The following is a 19,467-nucleotide window of genomic DNA, read 5'->3' as shown; positions in this document are numbered from 1 at the left end:
AACGCGCAGTAGCCGTATCATTAATTCAAAGGCATTCTGGCTGGATCGGGGTACTGATACTCAAACCCCAACTCACTGCAAATCTTACTGCCATCAATCTCGCGAATGGGTTCTTCAATATCTTCAGGCGCAAACTCGGGCGGAGTCAGTTGTAACGCGCGCGCGCATTCAGGATAAAAATCCCGTTTTCGTGGGTGGATTGGCGCGCACAAATTATAAATATGCCCGCCTCTGGGCAGGTTAAGCAGCAGTTCGATGGCGGATATCACATCCTCCTGATGCACCAGATTTACCCCCTGCGAGCCACCTTTCACATTGGTTTTACCCGCCAGAAAACGGCCCGGATGGCGATCAGTCCCCACCAACCCCGCCAGACGCAAAATATCCACCGAAGTATTCGGTAATTTATGCAGCCAGAGTTCAAGTTCTGCCAGCGTTTTACCCGCTGTGGTCACCGGTTGCAGTGGAGAACTTTCTTTAATTCGGCCCCGAGTTTCGCCATACACTGAGGTCGAGCTGGTAAAAATAATGCGCGGCACACCAAACGCCAGTGCACTGTCGACCACCATCTGTACCGCTTGAAAATACTGTGCCCCGCCGTCAGCCGTGCGGCTGGCGGGTAAGGTGATAACCAGCGCATCCACCGTCATCAGTTGTGCCAAATCATCTGGGTCACAAATCAACTCGGGGGTGAGTTGCAATTGAAAGCAATTAATCCCGCTCATTCTGACGGCTTCGACGCCATCCGGCGTGGTTTTACTCCCCACAACCTCAATTCCACGACGAACCAATGATTGCGCCAACGGCATACCCAGCCAGCCCAATCCAATAATGGCTACTTTTTTCATCTCAATTGCCCTCGACCGGTTCATACCGCCACACTCCATACTAATAACCTACGAGAATTAATGTAACTTAATAATTGCTCGATATTATGAATCTGTTTTTGTTCGTTGGCGTAATCGCCATATGTAACAATTTCCTGCTTAAACTGACATCAAATAGAGTGATAATCGCTAAAAATAAAACCAGCGCCAGCAGATGGCACGTGGTGTACCGCCGTAAAATAAAATCATCAGGTGAAAAAAAGGTTGCGCGGTACTAGTCAGATGGTTTACGTTGATTGACAGAAATTATGTTAGAAATCCCAAATAGAGAAATTATTATGAATCGCGTTCAATTTAATCACCATCATCACCATCATCCTGACTAGTCTTGCAGGCCGATGTGTGCTGGAAGACGGTTAACGAATCTTCCAGGTGGCGGTAGAACGCAATAGAGAAAGCCCTCGGAAGATTATCTTCCGAGGGCTTTTTTGTTGCCCACCATTTTATAAATTAGATTTATAAATTAATAGATTAAGAGGATTACCATGTTGGATAAAACGCGTTTACGCATTGCGATGCAGAAATCAGGCCGCCTAAGTGACGATTGCCACGAATTATTATCGCGCTGCGGAATTAAAATTAATTTACAACAACAGCGCCTGATCGCTTTCGCGGAAAACATGCCGATCGATATCCTGCGAGTACGTGATGACGATATCCCAGGGTTAGTGATGGATGGTGTGGTTGATCTGGGGATTATTGGCGAAAACGTGCTGGAAGAAGAGTTGCTGAGCCGCCGTGCTCAAGGTGAAGACCCACGTTATTTCACTTTACGCCGTCTGGATTTCGGTGGTTGTCGCCTGTCACTGGCCGCCTCACTGGATACCGAATATACCGGCCCGCAATGTTTACAAAATAAGCGCATCGCCACTTCTTACCCGCACATTTTAAAACAATATCTTGATAAACAAGGGGTAACTTTCAAATCCTGCTTGCTCAACGGCTCAGTTGAAGTGGCTCCACGTGCCGGTTTAGCCGATGTCATCTGTGACCTGGTATCCACTGGCGCCACATTGGAAGCCAACGGCCTGCGCGAAGTTGAAGTGATTTACCGCTCTAAAGCCTGCCTGATTCAACGTGATGGCGAAATGCCAGCCGATAAGCAACAGCTGATTGACCGCCTGATGACCCGTATTCAGGGTGTGATTCAAGCGCGCGAATCCAAATACATCATGATGCACGCGCCAAGTGAGCGCCTGGATGAAATCATCACCCTGCTGCCGGGTGCCGAGCGCCCGACCATTCTGCCACTGGCTGGTGACAAAAGCCGCGTAGCGATGCACATGGTCAGTAGCGAGACCCTATTCTGGGAAACCATGGAAAAACTGAAAGCGCTGGGTGCCAGCTCCATTCTGGTGTTGCCGATTGAAAAGATGATGGAGTAAAGAATGCAGCCGACGAATTTCAATACCTTAATCAACTGGCAGCAATGCAGTGAAGAGCAGCAAAAAGCGCTGTTGAGCCGCCCAGCTATTAATGCATCAGAGCGAATCACCGCAACAGTCAGTGAAATCCTTGACCGGGTGAAAATCGAGGGCGATAGTGCTTTGCGTGATTTTAGCCAACGTTTTGATACGGTTAAAGTTGCTGACATCCGCATCAGCCGCGATGAGATAGCCGCCGCCGCAGGGCGCTTGGGTGACGACATCAAACAGGCCATGGCGCAAGCGGTGCGTAATATTGAAATCTTCCATAACGCGCAGAAAATGCCGGTGGTGGATGTTGAAACGCAACCGGGTGTGCGCTGTCAGCAAATCACCCGCCCGATTGCCTCCGTCGGCTTATATATTCCTGGCGGCTCAGCTCCGCTGCTTTCTACCGTGCTGATGCTTGGCACTCCGGCGCGTATTGCCGGTTGCCAGCGCGTGATTTTATGCTCCCCACCGCCGATTGCCGATGAAATTCTGTATGCCGCGCAATTATGTGGCATTCAAGAAGTGTTCCAAATTGGCGGAGCGCAAGCGATTGCTGCGATGGCATTTGGTAGTGAGTCAGTGCCGAAAGTGAATAAGATCTTTGGGCCGGGCAATGCTTATGTCACTGAAGCAAAACGTCAGGTCAGCCAACGTTTGGACGGTGCGGCGATTGATATGCCGGCTGGCCCATCTGAAGTATTGGTTATCGCCGACAGCGGCGCTACACCGGCGTTTATTGCCGCTGACTTGCTGTCTCAGGCCGAGCACGGGCCGGATTCTCAAGTAGTCTTACTGACGCCAGATGCCGCTATTGCTCAAGCCGTTGCGGTCGAAGTTGAGCGCCAACTCCAGCAGTTATCGCGTGCGGATATTGCCCGTCAAGCATTGGAAAGCAGCCGCTTGATCATCACTAAAGACTTGCAGCAATGTATTGAAATCAGCAATCAATACGGGCCGGAACACTTGATTCTGCAAATCCGCCAGCCGGAAGAAATCATTGATCAGATCGATAACGCCGGTTCGGTGTTTATGGGTGACTGGTCGCCAGAATCGGCCGGTGATTATGCCTCTGGCACCAACCACGTATTGCCGACTTACGGTTATACCTCAACCTATTCCAGTTTAGGGCTAGCCGATTTTGTTAAGCGCATGACCGTGCAGCAATTAACCCCGCAAGGTTTGCTGGGACTGGCATCAACCATTGAAACGCTGGCTCAGGCTGAACAACTGACCGCCCACAAAAACGCCGTTACCCTCCGTGTCGCTGCCCTGACAGCCGCTAATAAGGAGCAAGCATGAGTAACTCTGCCAATGTCACTGATTTAGCCCGGGCCAATGTCCGCGCACTGACCCCTTATATGTCAGCCCGCCGCTTGGGCGGTAATGGCGATGTGTGGCTCAATGCCAATGAATATCCGCTGGCCACTGAATACCAGTTGACGGCGCAAACCTTTAACCGCTACCCCGAGTGCCAGCCCAAATTGGTTATCGAGCGCTATGCGGCTTACGCCGGTTTAGAAACTGACCAAGTCTTAGTCAGCCGTGGGGCCGATGAAGGGATTGAGCTGTTAATTCGCGCCTTCTGCGAGCCGGGTCAGGATGCTATTCTGTTCTGCCCGCCAACCTATGGTATGTATGCTGTCAGTGCCGAAACTTTTGGTGTTGAGCTTCGCACAGTGCAGACCAAAACAGATTGGCAATTAGATGTGCCCGCGATTAAAGAAAGCTTAGATCGGGTGAAACTGATTTATATTTGCAGCCCGAATAACCCAACCGGTAATTTGATCAACCCGGCTGACTTACGCGCAGTGCTGGAACTAGCACAAGGCCGCGCTATCGTGGCTATCGACGAAGCTTATATAGAGTTCTGCCCACAGGCCTCGGTGAGCGGTTGGCTAAAAGATTATCCGAATTTAGTTATTTTGCGCACCTTATCGAAAGCTTTTGCATTAGCCGGTTTGCGTTGTGGCTTTACGTTAGCGAACAGCGATATCATCCAACTGCTGCTTAAAGTGATTGCGCCGTACCCATTATCAACGCCAGTGGCGGATATTGCTGCACAGGCGCTCAGCCCACAGGGCCTTGAGCAAATGCGCCAACGGGTCAGCGAAGTAAAAGCCAATCGTGAATGGCTACAAAATGCGTTACAAAACTGCGCCTGTGTTGAACAAGTGTTTACCAGTGAAAGTAACTACTTATTAGCGCGATTCACAGCCTCCAGCAGTGTGTTCAAAACACTGTGGGATCAGGGCATTATTTTGCGAGACCAAAACAAGCAACCGAGCCTATCGAATTGCCTGCGTATCACGATAGGTACCCGCCAGGAATGTGAGCGAGTGGCTGCCGCCCTTGCTCCTTTACCTGGTGTTGATAGCCCGAATAACACTAATACCTCCAGCCTCCGTAAGGAAACGATATGAGCCAGAAATTTCTTTTTATTGACAGAGACGGCACCCTGATTGCTGAGCCACCAGCGGACTTTCAGGTTGATCGGCTGGACAAGCTGGAGCTGGAGCCAGACGTCATTCCAGCATTGCTGGAACTGCAAAAAGCAGATTATCGTTTGGTGATGATAACTAATCAAGATGGGCTGGGCACTGCCAGTTTCCCGCAAGAAACTTTTGATCCGCCACATAACCTAATGATGCAGATTTTCAGCTCTCAGGGGATCAATTTCGAACAGGTTTTGATTTGCCCGCACTTACCGGCAGATAACTGTGATTGTCGTAAGCCAAAAACAGTATTAGTCGAAAACTATCTGGCCGAAGGTGTGATGAACAGCGCCAACAGCTATGTTATCGGTGACCGCGAGACTGATCTGCAATTGGCGCAAAACATGGGTATCAGCGGCTTGCGGTATCAGCGCGATGGGCTGAATTGGTCACAGATTGCCAAACAACTGACCCAGCGTGATCGCCATGCTCACGTTAACCGTGTCACCAAAGAAACTGCCATTGATGTTGATGTCTGGCTGGACCGAGAAGGCGGCAGTAAGATCAAAACCGGCGTAGGTTTCTTCGACCATATGCTGGACCAAATCGCAACACACGGCGGTTTCCGGATGGATATTCAGGTCAGTGGCGATCTGTACATTGATGACCACCACACCGTGGAAGATACTGCGCTGGCGCTGGGTGAGGCTATTAACAACGCACTGGGTGACAAACGCGGTATTGGGCGTTTTGGTTTTGTGCTGCCAATGGATGAATGTCTGGCTCGTTGTGCATTAGATATTTCCGGCCGTCCACACTTGGAATACAAAGCAGAATTTAACTATCAGCGCGTGGGCGACCTCAGCACTGAGATGGTCGAGCACTTCTTCCGCTCTCTCTCTTATGCCATGGCCTGCACCCTGCACCTGAAAACCAAAGGTCGCAATGATCACCACCGGGTGGAAAGCCTGTTTAAAGTGTTTGGTCGTACTTTGCGCCAGGCAATCCGTGTTGAGGGCAACACCCTGCCAAGTTCCAAGGGAGTGCTGTAATGGATGTGGTGATTCTGGATACCGGTTGCGCCAACCTCTCCTCTGTCACCTACGCGGTGCAGCGTTTAGGTTATGCGCCGGTTATCAGCCGCGACCCGGAAATAGTGCTGCGGGCCGATAAGCTGTTTCTACCTGGCGTGGGTACCGCTCATGCAGCAATGGAGCAATTGAAGCAACGCGAGCTTATCGAGTTGATTAAAAGCTGCACTCAGCCAGTGCTGGGTATTTGCCTCGGAATGCAGTTGCTGGCAACCAGCAGCGAAGAGAGCGGCGGGATTGAGACGCTTGGCATTATCGATACACCGGTAAAACAGATGACAGACTTTGGTTTACCGTTACCGCATATGGGTTGGAACCAGATCACGCCACAGGCGGGAAATCATCTGTTCCGCGGTATCCCGGACGGAACTTATTTCTACTTTGTGCACGGATACGCAATGCCAATATGCCCAAATACCATCGCCCAAGCCAATTACGGCGAGCCGTTTACCGCCGCAGTCGAAAAAGACAACTTCTTTGGTGTGCAGTTTCATCCGGAACGCTCCGGAGCGGCTGGAGCCCAACTGCTGAAAAACTTTTTGGAGATGTAAGCACCATGATTATTCCCGCTTTGGATTTGATCGAAGGCAAGGTGGTGCGTTTGCATCAAGGCGATTACGGTCAACAGCGTGATTATGGCAATCACCCGTTACCGCGCTTACAGGATTATCAGCAGCAAGGTGCTCAAGTATTGCATTTGGTTGATCTGACTGGCGCTAAAGACCCCGCAGCCCGCCAAATCCCATTATTACGTGAGTTACTGGCCGGTGTTGATGTGCCGGTGCAAGTTGGCGGCGGTATCCGTAATGAGCAAGATGTTGTCGCACTACTGGAAGCTGGCGCAACACGCGTTGTTGTGGGTTCAACCGCGGTTAAACAACCGGAAATGGTACAGCAATGGTTTGAACGCTATGGTGCCGAGGCCATTGTGCTAGCGCTGGACGTGCGTATCAATGATGCAGGCCGCAAAGAAGTCGCAATCAGCGGTTGGCAGGAGAATTCTGATGCCACGTTAGAGCAAATTGTCGAACAATACCTACCTTTCGGCCTAAAACATGTGCTCTGTACAGACATCTCACGCGATGGCACCTTAAGTGGCTCAAATGTTGAGCTGTATCAGGAAGTGTGCCAGCGTTACCCGCAAGTGGCATTCCAGGCCTCCGGTGGCATTGGTTGTCTGGATGATATTGCTCGTTTGCGCGGCAGTGGTGTACAAGGCGTGATCGTGGGCCGCGCGCTCTTGGACGGCAAATTTAACGTGAAGGAGGCGATTGCATGCTGGCAAAACGTATAATTCCTTGTCTGGATGTGAAAGACGGCCAAGTGGTTAAAGGCGTCCAGTTCCGCAATCATGAAATCATTGGTGATATCGTGCCGCTGGCACAACGCTATGCACAAGAAGGCGCTGATGAGTTGGTATTTTACGATATCACGGCCTCCTCTGATGGCCGAGTGGTCGACAAAAGCTGGGTATCACGGGTTGCGGAAGTGATTGATATTCCATTCTGCGTTGCAGGTGGAATTAAGAGTGTGGAAGATGCCGGTCAAATCCTAACCTTCGGTGCGGACAAAATCTCCATCAACTCACCAGCGCTGGCTGATCCGACGTTAATTACCCGCTTGGCCGACCGCTATGGCGTACAATGCATTGTGGTGGGCATTGATACTTGGTATGACGCAGAAAGTGACAGTTACCAAGTTTATCAATTTACCGGCGATGAAAAACGGACCAAAGCCACCACCTGGCAAACCGAGGATTGGATAAAAGAAGTTCAATTACGTGGGGCCGGTGAGATTGTGCTAAATATGATGAATCAAGATGGCGTGCGTAACGGTTATGATTTGCGCCAATTGAAACAGATGCGAACTCTCTGCAATGTCCCGTTAATCGCCTCTGGCGGTGCCGGAACACCAGAACACTTTCTGGAAGCATTCCGTGATGCAGATGTCGATGGTGCGCTAGCAGCCTCCGTATTCCATAAGCAAATCATTAATATCGGCGAATTGAAAAAGTATTTGTCTGAACAAGGTGTGGAGATAAGAGTGTGTTAAGCGAACAACAAATTAACCAACTGGATTGGGACAAAGTCGACAATCTGATGCCAGCCATCGTTCAACATGCCGTATCCGGCGAAGTTCTGATGATGGGGTATATGAATAAAGAAGCGCTGGCAGTGACAGAAGAAACCGGCAAAGTCACTTTCTTCTCTCGCACTAAACAGCGCTTATGGACCAAAGGCGAAAGCTCCGGCCATTTCCTGAATGTAGTAAATATCTACCCTGACTGCGATAATGATACCCTGCTGATTCTGGTCAATCCTATCGGCCCAACCTGCCATTTAGGTAATAACAGTTGCTTCGCCCCAGCGGCCAGCGATTGGGGTTTCCTATATCAACTAGAGCAGTTGTTGGCATCACGTAAGTCAGCAGATCCAGACAGTTCTTACACCGCAAAACTGTATGCCTGCGGCACTAAGCGTATCGCGCAAAAAGTGGGGGAAGAAGGAGTGGAAACCGCCCTTGCTGCCACGGTGAATGATCGTGAAGAACTGACAAATGAAGCATCGGATTTGATGTATCACTTGCTGGTGTTATTACAAGATCAGGATTTAGATCTAAGCAAAGTCATTGGCCGCCTGCGCGAACGCCACGAGAAGTAATTTTCTTATTGGTTCTCTTACTGGCAAAAAAACGCCCTCGACTCAGCATCGAGGGCATTTTTATTAAGGCAAACTTTTAAAATCAGCGACTGTCTGTTCTTTCTAAGTTTGTCTTAATAGCAAACCTATTCAAGGCGTAGCGAGCAAAGGCAGTCTGGGGGCGCCCAGCGCGGAGTGACCTGGAGCGTACACGAAGTACGTGAGGAGTCCGAGCACTGCGCAATCCCAGAATGGCAAAGCGCAGTAGCCGTTAAATAGATTATTCCATCCACTCGGTATGGAACACGCCTTCTTTATCTGTACGCTTATATGTATGTGCGCCGAAATAGTCGCGCTGCGCCTGAATCAAGTTAGCTGGCAGTACGGCTGAACGGTAGCTGTCATAATAGTTAATCGCCGCAGAGAATGTTGGTGTTGGGATACCGTTTTGAACCGCATAAGACACAACATCACGCAACGCTTGCTGATATTCATCAGCAATTTGCTTGAAGTAAGGTGCCAACAGCAGGTTTGCGATATCCGCATTTTCTGCGTACGCGTCAGTGATTTTTTGCAGGAACTGAGCACAAATAATACAACCAGCACGGAAAATCTTGGCAATCTCGCCGTAATGCAGATTCCAGTTATTTTCTTCGGAAGCCGCTTTCAACTGAGAGAAACCTTGCGCGTAAGAAACTATTTTACCCAGATACAATGCGCGACGAATTTTCTCAATGAACTCAGCTTTATCACCAGTGAAAGGCTTCACTGTCGGGCCAGTGAGCACTTTAGATGCCGCAACACGCTGATCTTTCAGGGAAGACAAATAACGAGCAAACACAGACTCAGTGATCAATGTTAATGGCTCACCTAAGTCCAGAGAACTTTGGCTGGTCCATTTACCGGTACCTTTATTTGCTGCTTCGTCCAGAATAACGTCAACCAGATATTTACCTTCTTCATCTTTCTTGGTAAAGATGTCTTTAGTAATATCAATTAGATAGCTGTTCAGTTCACCTTTGTTCCACTCAGCAAAGGTGCTTGCTAACTCTTCGTTGCTCAAGCCCAAAGACTGTTTCAACAGAGAATAAGCTTCAGCGATCAACTGCATGTCACCGTATTCAATGCCATTGTGAACCATTTTAACGTAATGGCCCGCACCGTCTGCACCAATATACGCAACACAAGCATCGCCATCATCAGCACGAGCAGCAATTTTCTCAAGAATAGGAGCAACTAACTCGTAGGCTTCTTTCTGGCCACCAGGCATGATGGATGGGCCTTTCAATGCCCCCTCTTCGCCACCGGAAACACCAGTACCGATAAAGTTAAAACCTTGTGCAGAAAGTTCGCGATTACGACGGATGGTGTCTTTGTAGTAAGTATTACCACCATCAATCAGAATGTCGCCTTTATCCAAGTGCGGCGTCAGTGAAGCAATCGTTTTATCAGTGGCTTCACCCGCTTTCACCATCAGCAGGATACGGCGCGGCTTTTCTAGTGAATCAACAAACTCTTCAACGGTGTAACTCGGCACCAGATTTTTACCTGGATTCTCAGCAACTACTTCATCGGTTTTGTCTGATGAACGGTTAAAGATAGAGACGGAATAGCCGCGGCTTTCGATATTGAGCGCCAAGTTACGGCCCATCACTGCCATACCGACAACGCCGATCTGTTGTTTGGACATTAAAAAACTCCTGTCTGAAGAGATGACACCTGTTATCGGCCTTGAAGCCAACAGGTTTTTGATGTGGGAAACATGTTAACTCAGGATTATGTCCGCTGGGTAGTGATTGGTGCGATAGATAGCACAACTGACTAGTTGCTGTTCGCACACGTTTGCTTTATCAAAGTGAACAGTGAATGTGATTTAATTTATCATGCTGGTTTGTAGAAAAAAAAAGCAATCACCAAGATTGCTTTTCATATATCGCTACATTGGCTTACGCCAGAAATTCTTTCAACCAGGCCTTAAACTCAGCGCCTTGCTTTGGATGACGTAAACCGTAAGCAACATATGCCTGCATATAACCGAGTTTCTCACCACAGTTATAAGACTTGCCAGTTAATCCAACAGCTTCTACTGGTTTAACTTCAGCCAGAGCATCAATAGCATCTGTCAGTTGAATACGCCCCCAAGCTCCGGGCTTGGTTTGCTCCAACAGTGGCCAAATATCTGCGGACAGGACATAGCGCCCCACAGCAGAAAGATTTGATTGTAAGTCAACTGGGCTTTGCGGCTTTTCAACCATGGCCTTAATACGGCTACTTTCACCAGGTTCCAAGTCAGCTTTTTCACACGAAATGACCGAGTAGTTTGATAAAGCCTCTGGTTCAACCGAATGTACTAATACTTGGCTGTTGCCGGTTTCTTCGAAACGTTTAACCAATTGAGCCAGATTATCTCGGGTTAAATCCGACATTGCGTCATCAATCAGCACATCCGGCAACAACACCGCGAATGGTTCATTCCCTACCAGTGGTTTGGCACATAATACCGCATGGCCTAATCCTTCTGCATGCCCTTGGCGAAGGTGCATAATCGTCACTCCCGGCGGGCAGATAGATTGCACTTCTTCCAATAATTGGCGCTTAACACGCGCCTCCAGCATGGCCTCTAGCTCATAAGAAGTATCAAAATGATTTTCTACCGCATTCTTTGACGAATGAGTTATTAAAATAATTTCTTTAATACCGGCAGCAACACACTCATTAACTACATATTGGATTAATGGCTTATCGACAATAGGTAGCATTTCCTTGGGGATAGCTTTGGTGGCGGGAAGCATTCTCATGCCTAAACCGGCCACAGGGATTACTGCTTTCAATTTGGTCATAATTAACCTACTGATTTTTAATGCAAATTTAAAATCATTCTCTATTCTGGCACTAAATCGATATTAATCGATTTGTTTTTTCAGCCAAGCAGTAAAATTTTCACCTTCGGTGTTATGGCGAACGCCATAAGTGACAAAGGCTTTCATATAGCCTAATTTGTCGCCGCAATCGTGAGATTTACCCGTCATATGGAAAGCTTCAACCGGTTCTTGCTCCATTAACATCGCAATGGCATCAGTAAGCTGAATTTCATCGCCAGCACCGCGCGGAGTTTTTTTCAGTAATGGCCAAATATCTTTAGACAACACATAGCGCCCAACCACAGCAAGATTAGAAGGCGCATCAGCTACAGAAGGCTTCTCTACTACAGCTGTCATCAGGGTGCTTTCACCTGGTTTTAAATCAACATGGCCACAATCAGCAATACCGTACTTGGAAACGTCCGCTTGAGGCACCGGCTCGACCATGATTTGGCTATGCCCAGTTTTCTCAAAGCGCTGAATCATACTGGCAAGATTCTCTTTAGACAAATCAGCTGTTGAATCGTCAAGTAGTACATCTGGCAGCAGCACAATAAATGGGTTATCGCCCACCATCGGTTGAGCACAAAGTACTGCGTGCCCCAGTCCTTTGGCATGGCCCTGGCGCACTTGCATAATGGTGACATCGGGCGGGCAAATATTTTTAATCTCTTTTAATAACTGCCGCTTAACCCGTGACTCCAGTGCCGCCTCCAATTCAAATGAGGTATCAAAATGGTTTTCTATCGCATTTTTGGACGAATGGCTTACCAGCACGATCTCTTTGACTCCGGCGGCAACACATTCATCTACGATATATTGAATCAGAGGCTTATCAACCACTGGCAGCATTTCTTTCGGAATCGCCTTCGTCGCTGGCAACATGCGGGTGCCAAGCCCGGCAACAGGAATAACGGCTTTCAAACACTTCATTGCTATGACCTCTTCAACTTTAAACAGTTAAATCTGGTTGGATTAATTCTGTACACTTGGCGAAATAAACTGGGATTATCCCTTATCCATCTACTCGCATCAAAGTTTACATCAGAATTTTTCTGATTACATTCTTAAAATACCTGTAAACACCTCATTTTTGTCAATCATCAGACAGACTGAATTAACATTGCATTATCAAAAAAATTTATAAAATTATGTAATGAAATATTATCTATCAATAATTTCATTATTGAGAACAATATAACCAGACACTATTTTCTCAGAAATAAAATATTCTAAATAACGTGTTCTTGAATTACGTCCTAATTTTTCAGATAGCTCAAATATTACCCCATAAGTTATCCATCGCTGCTCTTAATGCTTTTGGATCTGATAGCGGTACAAGCAATCCTATCTATTGACCGGTATTAATAAATGTTGTCTTAGTTTCTATTTCACTTGAAATTAAAGGTTTGTCATGCATCGCACCTTCTAATAAAGCAATACCAAAAGCTTCAAACGTCAATGAACGAGGAAAATCAGAGCACAGCAAAGTGTTAAAAGTGCTGTTTTATCTTCATTAGAAGATAACTCCAATCGGTTAAATCCGATGTATAATGTGGCCTTTGAGGTTTACTCTGGCCACGCAATATTTATTGTTTCCGTTATGATCCAGCTCTGGTTTATCGCCATGGGTAGAATCCTAAAAACTAGAACCGTTTTCGTTGTCGTGAGTGTCACTCTGTATTCCAACTGACCAACACTTCTCAGGTCAGAAAACTCAGAGTAAAAGGGTAAATCATTGACAAAACCTTCAACGGCGCAGGCGTTTGGGATACGGCAAGAACCCTAAAAGTCTAAATTTTCTTTGATAAAGGCATGTTCTACTTTTGACAGGATAGGCGCTTTACACTCATCATGATTTCTACTGATTATCCAGTATAGAATATTAAATTTAACTAGGAGAATTCTGTTAGCTCTCTTTATCTGGTTGACACACTAATTATAAATTAGCGTAATTATTTCATTACGTTATCTTCATTGATTTCCTTTTTACGTTTGTATTTCTTGTCATGAATATCAGCTATTTCTTATATTAAATTTGAAAATTTGATCTTATAAGCCCATTATTCGTTTTAGTGTCATAATTCATAGAAATAAAAGGTGAAGTTAGATATATGGAATGGATCGCAGATCCTACTATTTGGGCGGGGCTAGCAACGCTGGTTGTGCTCGAAATTGTATTGGGTATTGATAATCTAATATTTATTGCTATTTTGGCGGAGAAGCTACCCCGTCATTTACGAGATAAAGCGAGAGTAACAGGGCTGTTGTGCGCACTGCTGATGCGCTTGGTGTTATTGGCGAGTATCTCTTGGTTAGCGACATTAACTGCGCCATTTGTCACACTTTCTGGGCATCCATTCAGCGCTCGTGACTTGATCATGCTAATCGGTGGGATATTCTTGTTATTCAAAGCCACCATGGAGCTCAATGAGCGCCTTGAGGGTAAGGATCATCAACAAAATCAGCAGCGCAAAGGCGCTCGTTTTTGGCCTGTCGTGGCACAAATCGTGGTGTTGGATGCTATTTTCTCCCTCGATTCGGTGATTACCGCCGTCGGCATGGTCGATCATCTGGCGGTCATGATGGCTGCGGTCTGTATTGCAATTGGCCTGATGCTATTAGCCAGTAAGCCATTGACTCGCTTCGTGAATGCGCATCCAACGATTGTCATTCTCTGTTTGAGCTTCTTGCTGATGATAGGTTTCAGTTTAGTGGCTGAAGGCTTTGGTTACCGTATTCCGAAAGGTTATCTGTATGCGGCTATTGGTTTCTCAGTCATTATTGAATCACTGAATCAGTTTGCACAATTCAACCGCCGCCGCTTCCTATCGACTGTCCGTCCTTTACGTGAAAGGACAGCAGAAGCGGTGCTGCGTATGCTCAGTGGCAAGCATGAAGAAGCTGAATTGGATAACCATACAGCTAATCTGATTGCTGATAATACTCGGGTGGGTCAAGAGGTGTTCAACCAACAAGAACGCCGGATGATTGAGCGGGTGTTAGGGCTGGCACAGCGGACGGTGAGTAGCATCATGACCTCACGCCATGATGTTGAGTATCTCGACTTGAATGATCCGCCAGAAAAATTGACTCAGTTGCTAACGAAGAATATGCATACCCGAATTGTCGTCACCGAAGATAGTTCAACAGATGAACCGCTCGGCGTTATTCATGTCATTGATTTGTTGAAGCAACAGTTAACCAATGAAAAACTCGACTTGCGAGCATTGATTCGTCAGCCTTTAATTTTCCCTGAGCAAGTCTCTTTGCTGATGGCGCTTGAGCAATTCCGCCAGGCACAGACCCATTTTGCCTTCGTGGTGGATGAATTCGGCTCTATCGAAGGGGTGGTGACGCTGACCGATGTGATGGAAACCATTGCGGGTAATCTGCCTGTTGCAGGTGAGGAATTAGATGCCCGTCATGATATTCAACAAACCGATGATGGCTGCTGGATAGCCAATGGCTATATGCCGTTGGAAGATTTGGTGCTCTATCTACCACTGCCGATTGATGACAAACGTGAATATCATACATTGGCTGGATTATTGATGGAGTATACCCAGCGGATCCCTCAGGTCGGTGAGCAACTGAAAATTGGTGACTATCTGTTCGAACCTCTTGAGGTGAGCAGTCACCGCATCTTAAAGGTGAAGATAACGCCACTGAAGGTTCCGGATCCTGATTATGAAGTGTAATTAGTGGGTAGCGTAATATTTAGGCCGCAGAAATTGGCCATGTGAATGATAAAAATAGAACCGGGTTGCTTATTGCTACCCGGTTTTTTTATCATTATTTGTGCTTTTTATGACAATTTTTAGATGTTATAAGTGCACAGGAACCAGAATTTCAGTAGCGACAATCACCACCACTAGCCCAACTAATACCGGAACTGAGGTGCGTTTCACTACTTCGAAAGGTGAGATTTTTGCCATCCCCGCCACCGCAACTACCACGCCAGAAACCGGGGACAATGTACGCCCCAAATTTGAAGCTTGTAGCATTGGGATCACCAGATAAGCCGGGTTAATTCCCATTTGTCCTGCCAGTTTCGGGATCAATTCAACAAATGCATAGAATGGCGCATTACCTGAGCCGGTCGTCATCGCCGCCAGCATGGTGATAGTGACCAATACCAGCATCATAATAATGCCACCTGTGCCGAATGATTGTGCCAATCCAATCAGCCCGCTGATAAAACCAACGGTACTCAAACCCTGCGCAAATACCCCAGCAGCAACTAACAGCATGACCACTGTCGCGAATGCATCAGCCATCCCCCGATAAGCAATCTCGAGTCCGGTAAAGACCGTTTTTGCATTGAAACTGCGCAAGAACTCAATCACTGCAGCAATCAGCATACAGATGACCAATACCGTAATGATGTGTAGTTCCGGCCCCCATTTGCCATCAAATATCAGCACACCAATAATAGGTGTGAAAGGTAAAATGGCGTAAAAACTCGGGGCATTGGTCGTGATGTCATTAACATCCATCATTTCATGCTTTTCCTGGCTTTTGCTATCCAGATAACGCTGCCAGAAAAAGTGAGCAATAGCCATGCAGACAATCGCCGCAATGGAGATGGGTAATGTGGTTTTAAAAGCAAAATCGACCAGCGGCATTTCAGAGGCTTTTGCTGCCAGCACAACATCGCCAGAGGTGGGGGCCAGAATGATAGCTGCGGGTGATGCACAAATTGCGGCAGCAGCCCCCCGACTGATACCCACGTTAACCATCACTGGGAACAATGTCGCCATCAATAATACGCCCAACCCGGTTGCCGATGACACCGCCAAAGACATCAAACAGGCCACAATATAGGCCGCGACCATCAATAAATACGGGGAGTTGATCATTTGTAGTGGTTTGGATGCAATCTTAACCACCACATCATTCGCGCCAATGTGGGTCATATACGCGGCAAAGCCACATAACATCATGATCATCATACCGAGGTCGCCACCACGGCTCATCAGCAAGATTTTGACGTACTCAACAATGTCTGTCGCCCGCCAACCAGTTGGCGTCGCACTGGCGGGTAACACGTTTTTGCCCATCAGGGCGCTGATAGCTAATAACAATAAGCCGCCGACCATGAGTACGCCGGTGGCTGAGTAGCCTTTAATAATATAACGGCCAACACCAATGGCCACTACAACCCCAATCAAAAGATCTAACATATACCCTCTCTTACCGAAAACTCGCCTGTTGCTGAATACCCTGCGTTTTCAACACCACCGCACCGCTAGTGGCCCGCTAATTACTTGGGGTGTAAATCATTATTGTTGTTAAGACACGGATTATTGAGATACAGATTGTTAAAACATAAATTGTTAAAACATAAATTGTTAAAACACGGAAATTGCTCTGCACTCTGCCCAAAGTCCATGGGCGAGTTTATGACATCTATCAATGATTCGCAGAGATTTTAGAAACAAATGTTAGTTTGTGAGCAAGAGAGAGGATTTTATGTTTAGAAAGGCGACATTGGAGAACAATATTATAACTGAAGAATAACAAAGTCAGACCACCACCTCCGATAACTATCATTGCTATCGAAGATGGCGCTCTTTTTTAAAGCTTATCAATCAGCTTCTTAAGATCCTTACTTCCGCGGCTCTGCTGAGTACGTTCAGCCCAATCACTGAGTGCTTTTTTAGCCCGCTGTTGTAATTCATTCCGCAAAAGCTGCTCAACATTCAGTTGATAGCTGAGTTGAGCCCATGGACCATAAATACGCAGTGGAATGTCCGTATTTTGCAGCATTTTGACCAAGCTATCTTGCCCGCTCCAACCTTGCATCACACGTACTGACAGATTCATGTCAGCTTGCTTCGCCGGTAGATTGAGTTCTCCGCTGCCTTTAATCGCAATCAAAGTAGAGTCTGCAACCAGATTGCTGACATTCATCCGCCCTTTGTTCAGAGTCAAATTTGCTTGCAGCTGTTTAACCGCGGTATAGCGCTCATCGCGGTCTTGAGCTTTAACATCATTGGAACTACGAGTGACCGCTTGCTGAATGAGTTTCTGAATATTCAGCCCCTCTAACCTTGCATCATTCATGCTGAACTGCGCATCCCCCTTCCAACGATGAGTGAATGCCTTAACATTAATGCCATCGCCGGACAACTGCGCTTTCATGGAGAATTTACCAGTCATCATCTGCGGTAAATCTGCTGCCGCTAATACCGGCCCTAATTCCATATGGTTTATCACCGGATTAATCGCGGTGAGGATTTTCTTGCCCGTGACATCCAGTGAACCCGGCAGTGAAAAATCACCGCCCAAAGCGCTGCCCGTTAAACGGCTAATCTGGACATCACCTTGTTGGTTTGATGCTTGTAAATTAAATTGGCTGACTTTTATTGCACGATAAACCACATTATTCGCAGTCAGTGTCATTTGCGCCGAAAAATCACGGAATGCCTGTAAATCCTGCCCAACATCATCATCGACTTGAATAGCAATAACTGGTGCGGTTACCGTCGCCGCTTTGGCCGTGGCTTTAGTGTCGGCGATGCTCTTGGGTTGCCAACCGAAAATGGAATCCAAGTTGAGATTATCAGCAGCCAAATTAATAACATACTCAGGAACTGGGCCAAAAGTCGCTTTGGCACTGCCTGTCAGTTGGTTATTATTTGCCTTGAAACTCAGTTTATTGAGCAACAATTGCTGAATATCGCGTTGATAACTGGCTTCTAATGTCCCCTCGCCGCTCACACCACCGACAGGAATATCTGCACCTTCCAATTTATAGGTGAATTGGCTGATATTCGCGCTGAACTGCTGTGGATAATGGCGCATATCGGCGTCGGCAACCAAGGAGAAAGTGACATCCCGCTGATTGCGGTTAACACGGCTGTCGAGTGTTATATGGACTTGTCGTTGAGGGTCTTGGCTAAGTTCAAGATTAATATCGCGAACATTCACTTGATCATTATCTGACCGTTGCCAAATTAGCAGACTGTCAGCAACCTGGACTTTATTGATATCGAGTTTCCAGGCGCGATGTTCATCAAGAGGTGCATTACCCGCTGGCGCAACCGGCGCCCCTGGTTCCTGCTGTGCCTCACTATCCGGCGTTAAACGGATAACCGCACCTTTTAGCATGACCTGTTTAACATCAAGCTGATGCGATAACAGTGGCCAGAGCTTAACATCCAGGCGCATATTTTCAGCACTGACTACCGGCGCAGCAGCACCGGGGGCCGTTAACGCAGTCCGACCCGCAATGATGCTAAGTTGAGGCCAGACATGCCAACGTAAATCACCGTCCAGTTGCAGATGATAGCCACTTTTTCTTTCAACCTGTTTGACCATATAAGCACGAAAGTCATTAGGATTTACTAGCAATACCAATGCGCTCATTCCTGCCACCAGCACAACCAGCAGGATAATCAACGTCGTTAGTAATCGTCTCATGACATCCTCTTGTCTTATTAAGCTAAAGGTCTTATCAAGTTAAAAGTCTTATCAAGCTACAAGCCTTATCAGGCGAAAATCTCAGCGAGAAAAGGACTAATCTTTATCAATACGGCTGGCTACAGCACCTTGTTGGCCACGATATTTGGCATCCTGACGGCTATTATAAGGGCGGGCAGCGGGGCCTGAGAGTGGCTCAAAACTCAGCGCACCAATCAGCATGCCAGGGCGCAGTGCCAATGGCAGCTTACCTGAATTATAGAACTCCAGCACAATCCTACCTTGCCAGCCGGGATCTATCCTGTGGGCGGTCACATGCACCATCAATCCAAGGCGGGCCAAGGAAGAGCGGCCATCAAGCCAGCCGACCAAATCATCGGGAATAGTCACTGATTCCAGTGTAACCGCCAGCGCCAACTCACCGGGATGCAGGAAGAATGCTTCTCCTTCAGGCAGAATGATTTCATCACTCATGACCCGTTCCAGCGCTGCGCTGACTTCATCTTTCGGGCCGCTTAAGTCAATAAAACCCGCAGTATGCCCGAGGAAGACACGAAATTTATTCCCTAAGCGGACATCGACTGTCGCACCATTAATACGTTCTACTGGCGGGCGGGGGTCAATCCCCAATTTACCGCTGTCCAGCCAAGCTTCTATGTCACGGTCGCACAGTCTCATTGCTAAAATCTCCATCAAAATTCGCATGTTACAGCT

At 47.3% G+C, this 19,467-nt stretch carries 17 protein-coding genes, 1 pseudogene and 1 other annotated feature; of the genes and pseudogenes, 11 read left to right on the top strand and 7 right to left on the bottom strand.

Translation table 11 applies throughout. From position 1 onward, the window contains the following. Positions 1-20 precede the first annotated feature (20 nt). Positions 21-848, bottom strand: a complete 828-nt coding sequence (locus DXZ79_RS07700; protein WP_038634244.1) for an SDR family oxidoreductase — start codon at positions 846-848, stop codon at positions 21-23. Positions 849-1,165: 317 nt separating this feature from the next. On the opposite strand from DXZ79_RS07700, the gene hisL reads away from it, so the two are divergent. The 9 genes from hisL (at position 1,166) to hisIE (ending at position 8,485) form a co-directional block, all read left to right on the top strand. After that, a complete protein-coding gene (hisL, locus tag DXZ79_RS07695; RefSeq protein WP_002231208.1) occupies positions 1,166-1,213 on the top strand; it encodes a his operon leader peptide in 48 nt (15 codons plus the stop codon). Next, positions 1,189-1,319: a sequence feature (His leader region), on the top strand. It overlaps the preceding gene by 25 nt. 53 nt (positions 1,320-1,372) lie before the next feature. After that, on the top strand, positions 1,373-2,272 hold the full coding sequence (hisG, locus tag DXZ79_RS07690; RefSeq protein WP_004388789.1) for an ATP phosphoribosyltransferase: 900 nt from the start codon (positions 1,373-1,375) through the stop codon (positions 2,270-2,272). Positions 2,273-2,275: 3 nt separating this feature from the next. Further along, a complete protein-coding gene (gene hisD / locus DXZ79_RS07685) occupies positions 2,276-3,601 on the top strand; it encodes a histidinol dehydrogenase (protein ID WP_038634249.1) in 1,326 nt (441 codons plus the stop codon). Continuing rightward, entirely contained in the window at positions 3,598-4,722 is a 1,125-nt protein-coding gene (gene hisC, locus DXZ79_RS07680; RefSeq protein WP_038634252.1) for a histidinol-phosphate transaminase, read from the top strand. Before hisD ends, hisC begins: the two co-directional genes overlap by 4 nt. Continuing rightward, the gene (hisB, locus tag DXZ79_RS07675; RefSeq protein WP_050291645.1) at positions 4,719-5,786 is read left to right on the top strand and encodes a bifunctional histidinol-phosphatase/imidazoleglycerol-phosphate dehydratase HisB; all 1,068 of its coding nucleotides are present in this window, start codon (positions 4,719-4,721) and stop codon (positions 5,784-5,786) included. Before hisC ends, hisB begins: the two co-directional genes overlap by 4 nt. After that, positions 5,786-6,376: an imidazole glycerol phosphate synthase subunit HisH gene (hisH, locus tag DXZ79_RS07670; protein WP_038634257.1), complete on the top strand. Its 591-nt coding sequence runs from the start codon at positions 5,786-5,788 to the stop codon at positions 6,374-6,376. Before hisB ends, hisH begins: the two co-directional genes overlap by 1 nt. Before the next feature lie 5 nt (positions 6,377-6,381). Continuing rightward, entirely contained in the window at positions 6,382-7,119 is a 738-nt protein-coding gene (gene hisA / locus DXZ79_RS07665) for a 1-(5-phosphoribosyl)-5-[(5-phosphoribosylamino)methylideneamino]imidazole-4-carboxamide isomerase (protein WP_038634260.1), read from the top strand. Then, positions 7,101-7,877: an imidazole glycerol phosphate synthase subunit HisF gene (gene hisF / locus DXZ79_RS07660; RefSeq protein ID WP_038634263.1), complete on the top strand. Its 777-nt coding sequence runs from the start codon at positions 7,101-7,103 to the stop codon at positions 7,875-7,877. Before hisA ends, hisF begins: the two co-directional genes overlap by 19 nt. Further along, positions 7,871-8,485: a bifunctional phosphoribosyl-AMP cyclohydrolase/phosphoribosyl-ATP diphosphatase HisIE gene (gene hisIE / locus DXZ79_RS07655; RefSeq protein ID WP_038634266.1), complete on the top strand. Its 615-nt coding sequence runs from the start codon at positions 7,871-7,873 to the stop codon at positions 8,483-8,485. Before hisF ends, hisIE begins: the two co-directional genes overlap by 7 nt. Positions 8,486-8,744: 259 nt before the next feature. Here the strand turns inward: hisIE and gndA are convergent, their stop codons facing one another. From gndA to galU (DXZ79_RS07640), 3 genes are all read right to left on the bottom strand, one after another. Beyond that, positions 8,745-10,154: an NADP-dependent phosphogluconate dehydrogenase gene (gene gndA / locus DXZ79_RS07650; RefSeq protein ID WP_120011192.1), complete on the bottom strand. Its 1,410-nt coding sequence runs from the start codon at positions 10,152-10,154 to the stop codon at positions 8,745-8,747. Positions 10,155-10,410: 256 nt separating this feature from the next. Then, positions 10,411-11,304, bottom strand: a complete 894-nt coding sequence (galU, locus tag DXZ79_RS07645) for a UTP--glucose-1-phosphate uridylyltransferase GalU (protein ID WP_038634273.1) — start codon at positions 11,302-11,304, stop codon at positions 10,411-10,413. Positions 11,305-11,367: 63 nt separating this feature from the next. Further along, complete coding sequence (gene galU, locus DXZ79_RS07640) at positions 11,368-12,258, bottom strand: UTP--glucose-1-phosphate uridylyltransferase GalU (RefSeq protein WP_038634276.1); 891 nt, start codon at positions 12,256-12,258, stop codon at positions 11,368-11,370. 654 nt (positions 12,259-12,912) lie between these two features. On the opposite strand from galU (DXZ79_RS07640), the pseudogene DXZ79_RS21300 reads away from it, so the two are divergent. Together DXZ79_RS21300 and DXZ79_RS07625 are read left to right on the top strand one after the other, a co-directional pair. Continuing rightward, positions 12,913-13,119: pseudogene (locus tag DXZ79_RS21300) on the top strand (IS1 family transposase); the annotation flags it as partial. A 320-nt stretch (positions 13,120-13,439) separates the two neighbouring features. Then, positions 13,440-15,026, top strand: a complete 1,587-nt coding sequence (locus tag DXZ79_RS07625; protein WP_038634279.1) for a TerC family protein — start codon at positions 13,440-13,442, stop codon at positions 15,024-15,026. A gap of 126 nt (positions 15,027-15,152) precedes the next feature. Here the strand turns inward: DXZ79_RS07625 and dcuC are convergent, their stop codons facing one another. The 3 genes from dcuC to dcd form a co-directional block, all read right to left on the bottom strand. After that, a complete protein-coding gene (gene dcuC, locus DXZ79_RS07620) occupies positions 15,153-16,511 on the bottom strand; it encodes an anaerobic C4-dicarboxylate transporter DcuC (RefSeq protein WP_120011191.1) in 1,359 nt (452 codons plus the stop codon). A gap of 394 nt (positions 16,512-16,905) precedes the next feature. Continuing rightward, positions 16,906-18,753 carry an outer membrane assembly protein AsmA gene (gene asmA, locus DXZ79_RS07615; RefSeq protein ID WP_038634285.1) on the bottom strand — a complete coding sequence of 616 codons (1,848 nt, stop codon included), beginning with the start codon at positions 18,751-18,753 and terminating at the stop codon, positions 16,906-16,908. Between the two features lie 96 nt (positions 18,754-18,849). After that, a complete protein-coding gene (dcd, locus tag DXZ79_RS07610; protein WP_005168320.1) occupies positions 18,850-19,431 on the bottom strand; it encodes a dCTP deaminase in 582 nt (193 codons plus the stop codon). Positions 19,432-19,467 lie beyond the last annotated feature (36 nt).

Origin of the sequence: Yersinia rochesterensis, from assembly GCF_003600645.1 — a bacterium.
Taxonomy (GTDB): domain Bacteria; phylum Pseudomonadota; class Gammaproteobacteria; order Enterobacterales; family Enterobacteriaceae; genus Yersinia; species Yersinia rochesterensis.
This window is presented reverse-complemented; position numbering and strand designations above follow the sequence as displayed.

Excerpts from the sequence above, each read along its gene's own strand:
- hisH (WP_038634257.1), top strand. The coding sequence starts at position 5,786 with ATGGATGTGGTGATTCTGGATACCGGTTGCGCCAACCTCTCCTCTGTC.
- hisB (WP_050291645.1), top strand. The coding sequence starts at position 4,719 with ATGAGCCAGAAATTTCTTTTTATTGACAGAGACGGCACCCTGATTGCT.
- hisD (WP_038634249.1), top strand. The coding sequence starts at position 2,276 with ATGCAGCCGACGAATTTCAATACCTTAATCAACTGGCAGCAATGCAGT.
- galU (WP_038634273.1), bottom strand. The coding sequence starts at position 11,304 with ATGACCAAATTGAAAGCAGTAATCCCTGTGGCCGGTTTAGGCATGAGA.
- asmA (WP_038634285.1), bottom strand. The coding sequence starts at position 18,753 with ATGAGACGATTACTAACGACGTTGATTATCCTGCTGGTTGTGCTGGTG.
- DXZ79_RS07625 (WP_038634279.1), top strand. The coding sequence starts at position 13,440 with ATGGAATGGATCGCAGATCCTACTATTTGGGCGGGGCTAGCAACGCTG.
- gndA (WP_120011192.1), bottom strand. The coding sequence starts at position 10,154 with ATGTCCAAACAACAGATCGGCGTTGTCGGTATGGCAGTGATGGGCCGT.
- hisF (WP_038634263.1), top strand. The coding sequence starts at position 7,101 with ATGCTGGCAAAACGTATAATTCCTTGTCTGGATGTGAAAGACGGCCAA.
- hisG (WP_004388789.1), top strand. The coding sequence starts at position 1,373 with ATGTTGGATAAAACGCGTTTACGCATTGCGATGCAGAAATCAGGCCGC.
- galU (WP_038634276.1), bottom strand. The coding sequence starts at position 12,258 with ATGAAGTGTTTGAAAGCCGTTATTCCTGTTGCCGGGCTTGGCACCCGC.
- hisC (WP_038634252.1), top strand. The coding sequence starts at position 3,598 with ATGAGTAACTCTGCCAATGTCACTGATTTAGCCCGGGCCAATGTCCGC.
- dcd (WP_005168320.1), bottom strand. The coding sequence starts at position 19,431 with ATGAGACTGTGCGACCGTGACATAGAAGCTTGGCTGGACAGCGGTAAA.
- dcuC (WP_120011191.1), bottom strand. The coding sequence starts at position 16,511 with ATGTTAGATCTTTTGATTGGGGTTGTAGTGGCCATTGGTGTTGGCCGT.
- DXZ79_RS07700 (WP_038634244.1), bottom strand. The coding sequence starts at position 848 with ATGAAAAAAGTAGCCATTATTGGATTGGGCTGGCTGGGTATGCCGTTG.
- hisA (WP_038634260.1), top strand. The coding sequence starts at position 6,382 with ATGATTATTCCCGCTTTGGATTTGATCGAAGGCAAGGTGGTGCGTTTG.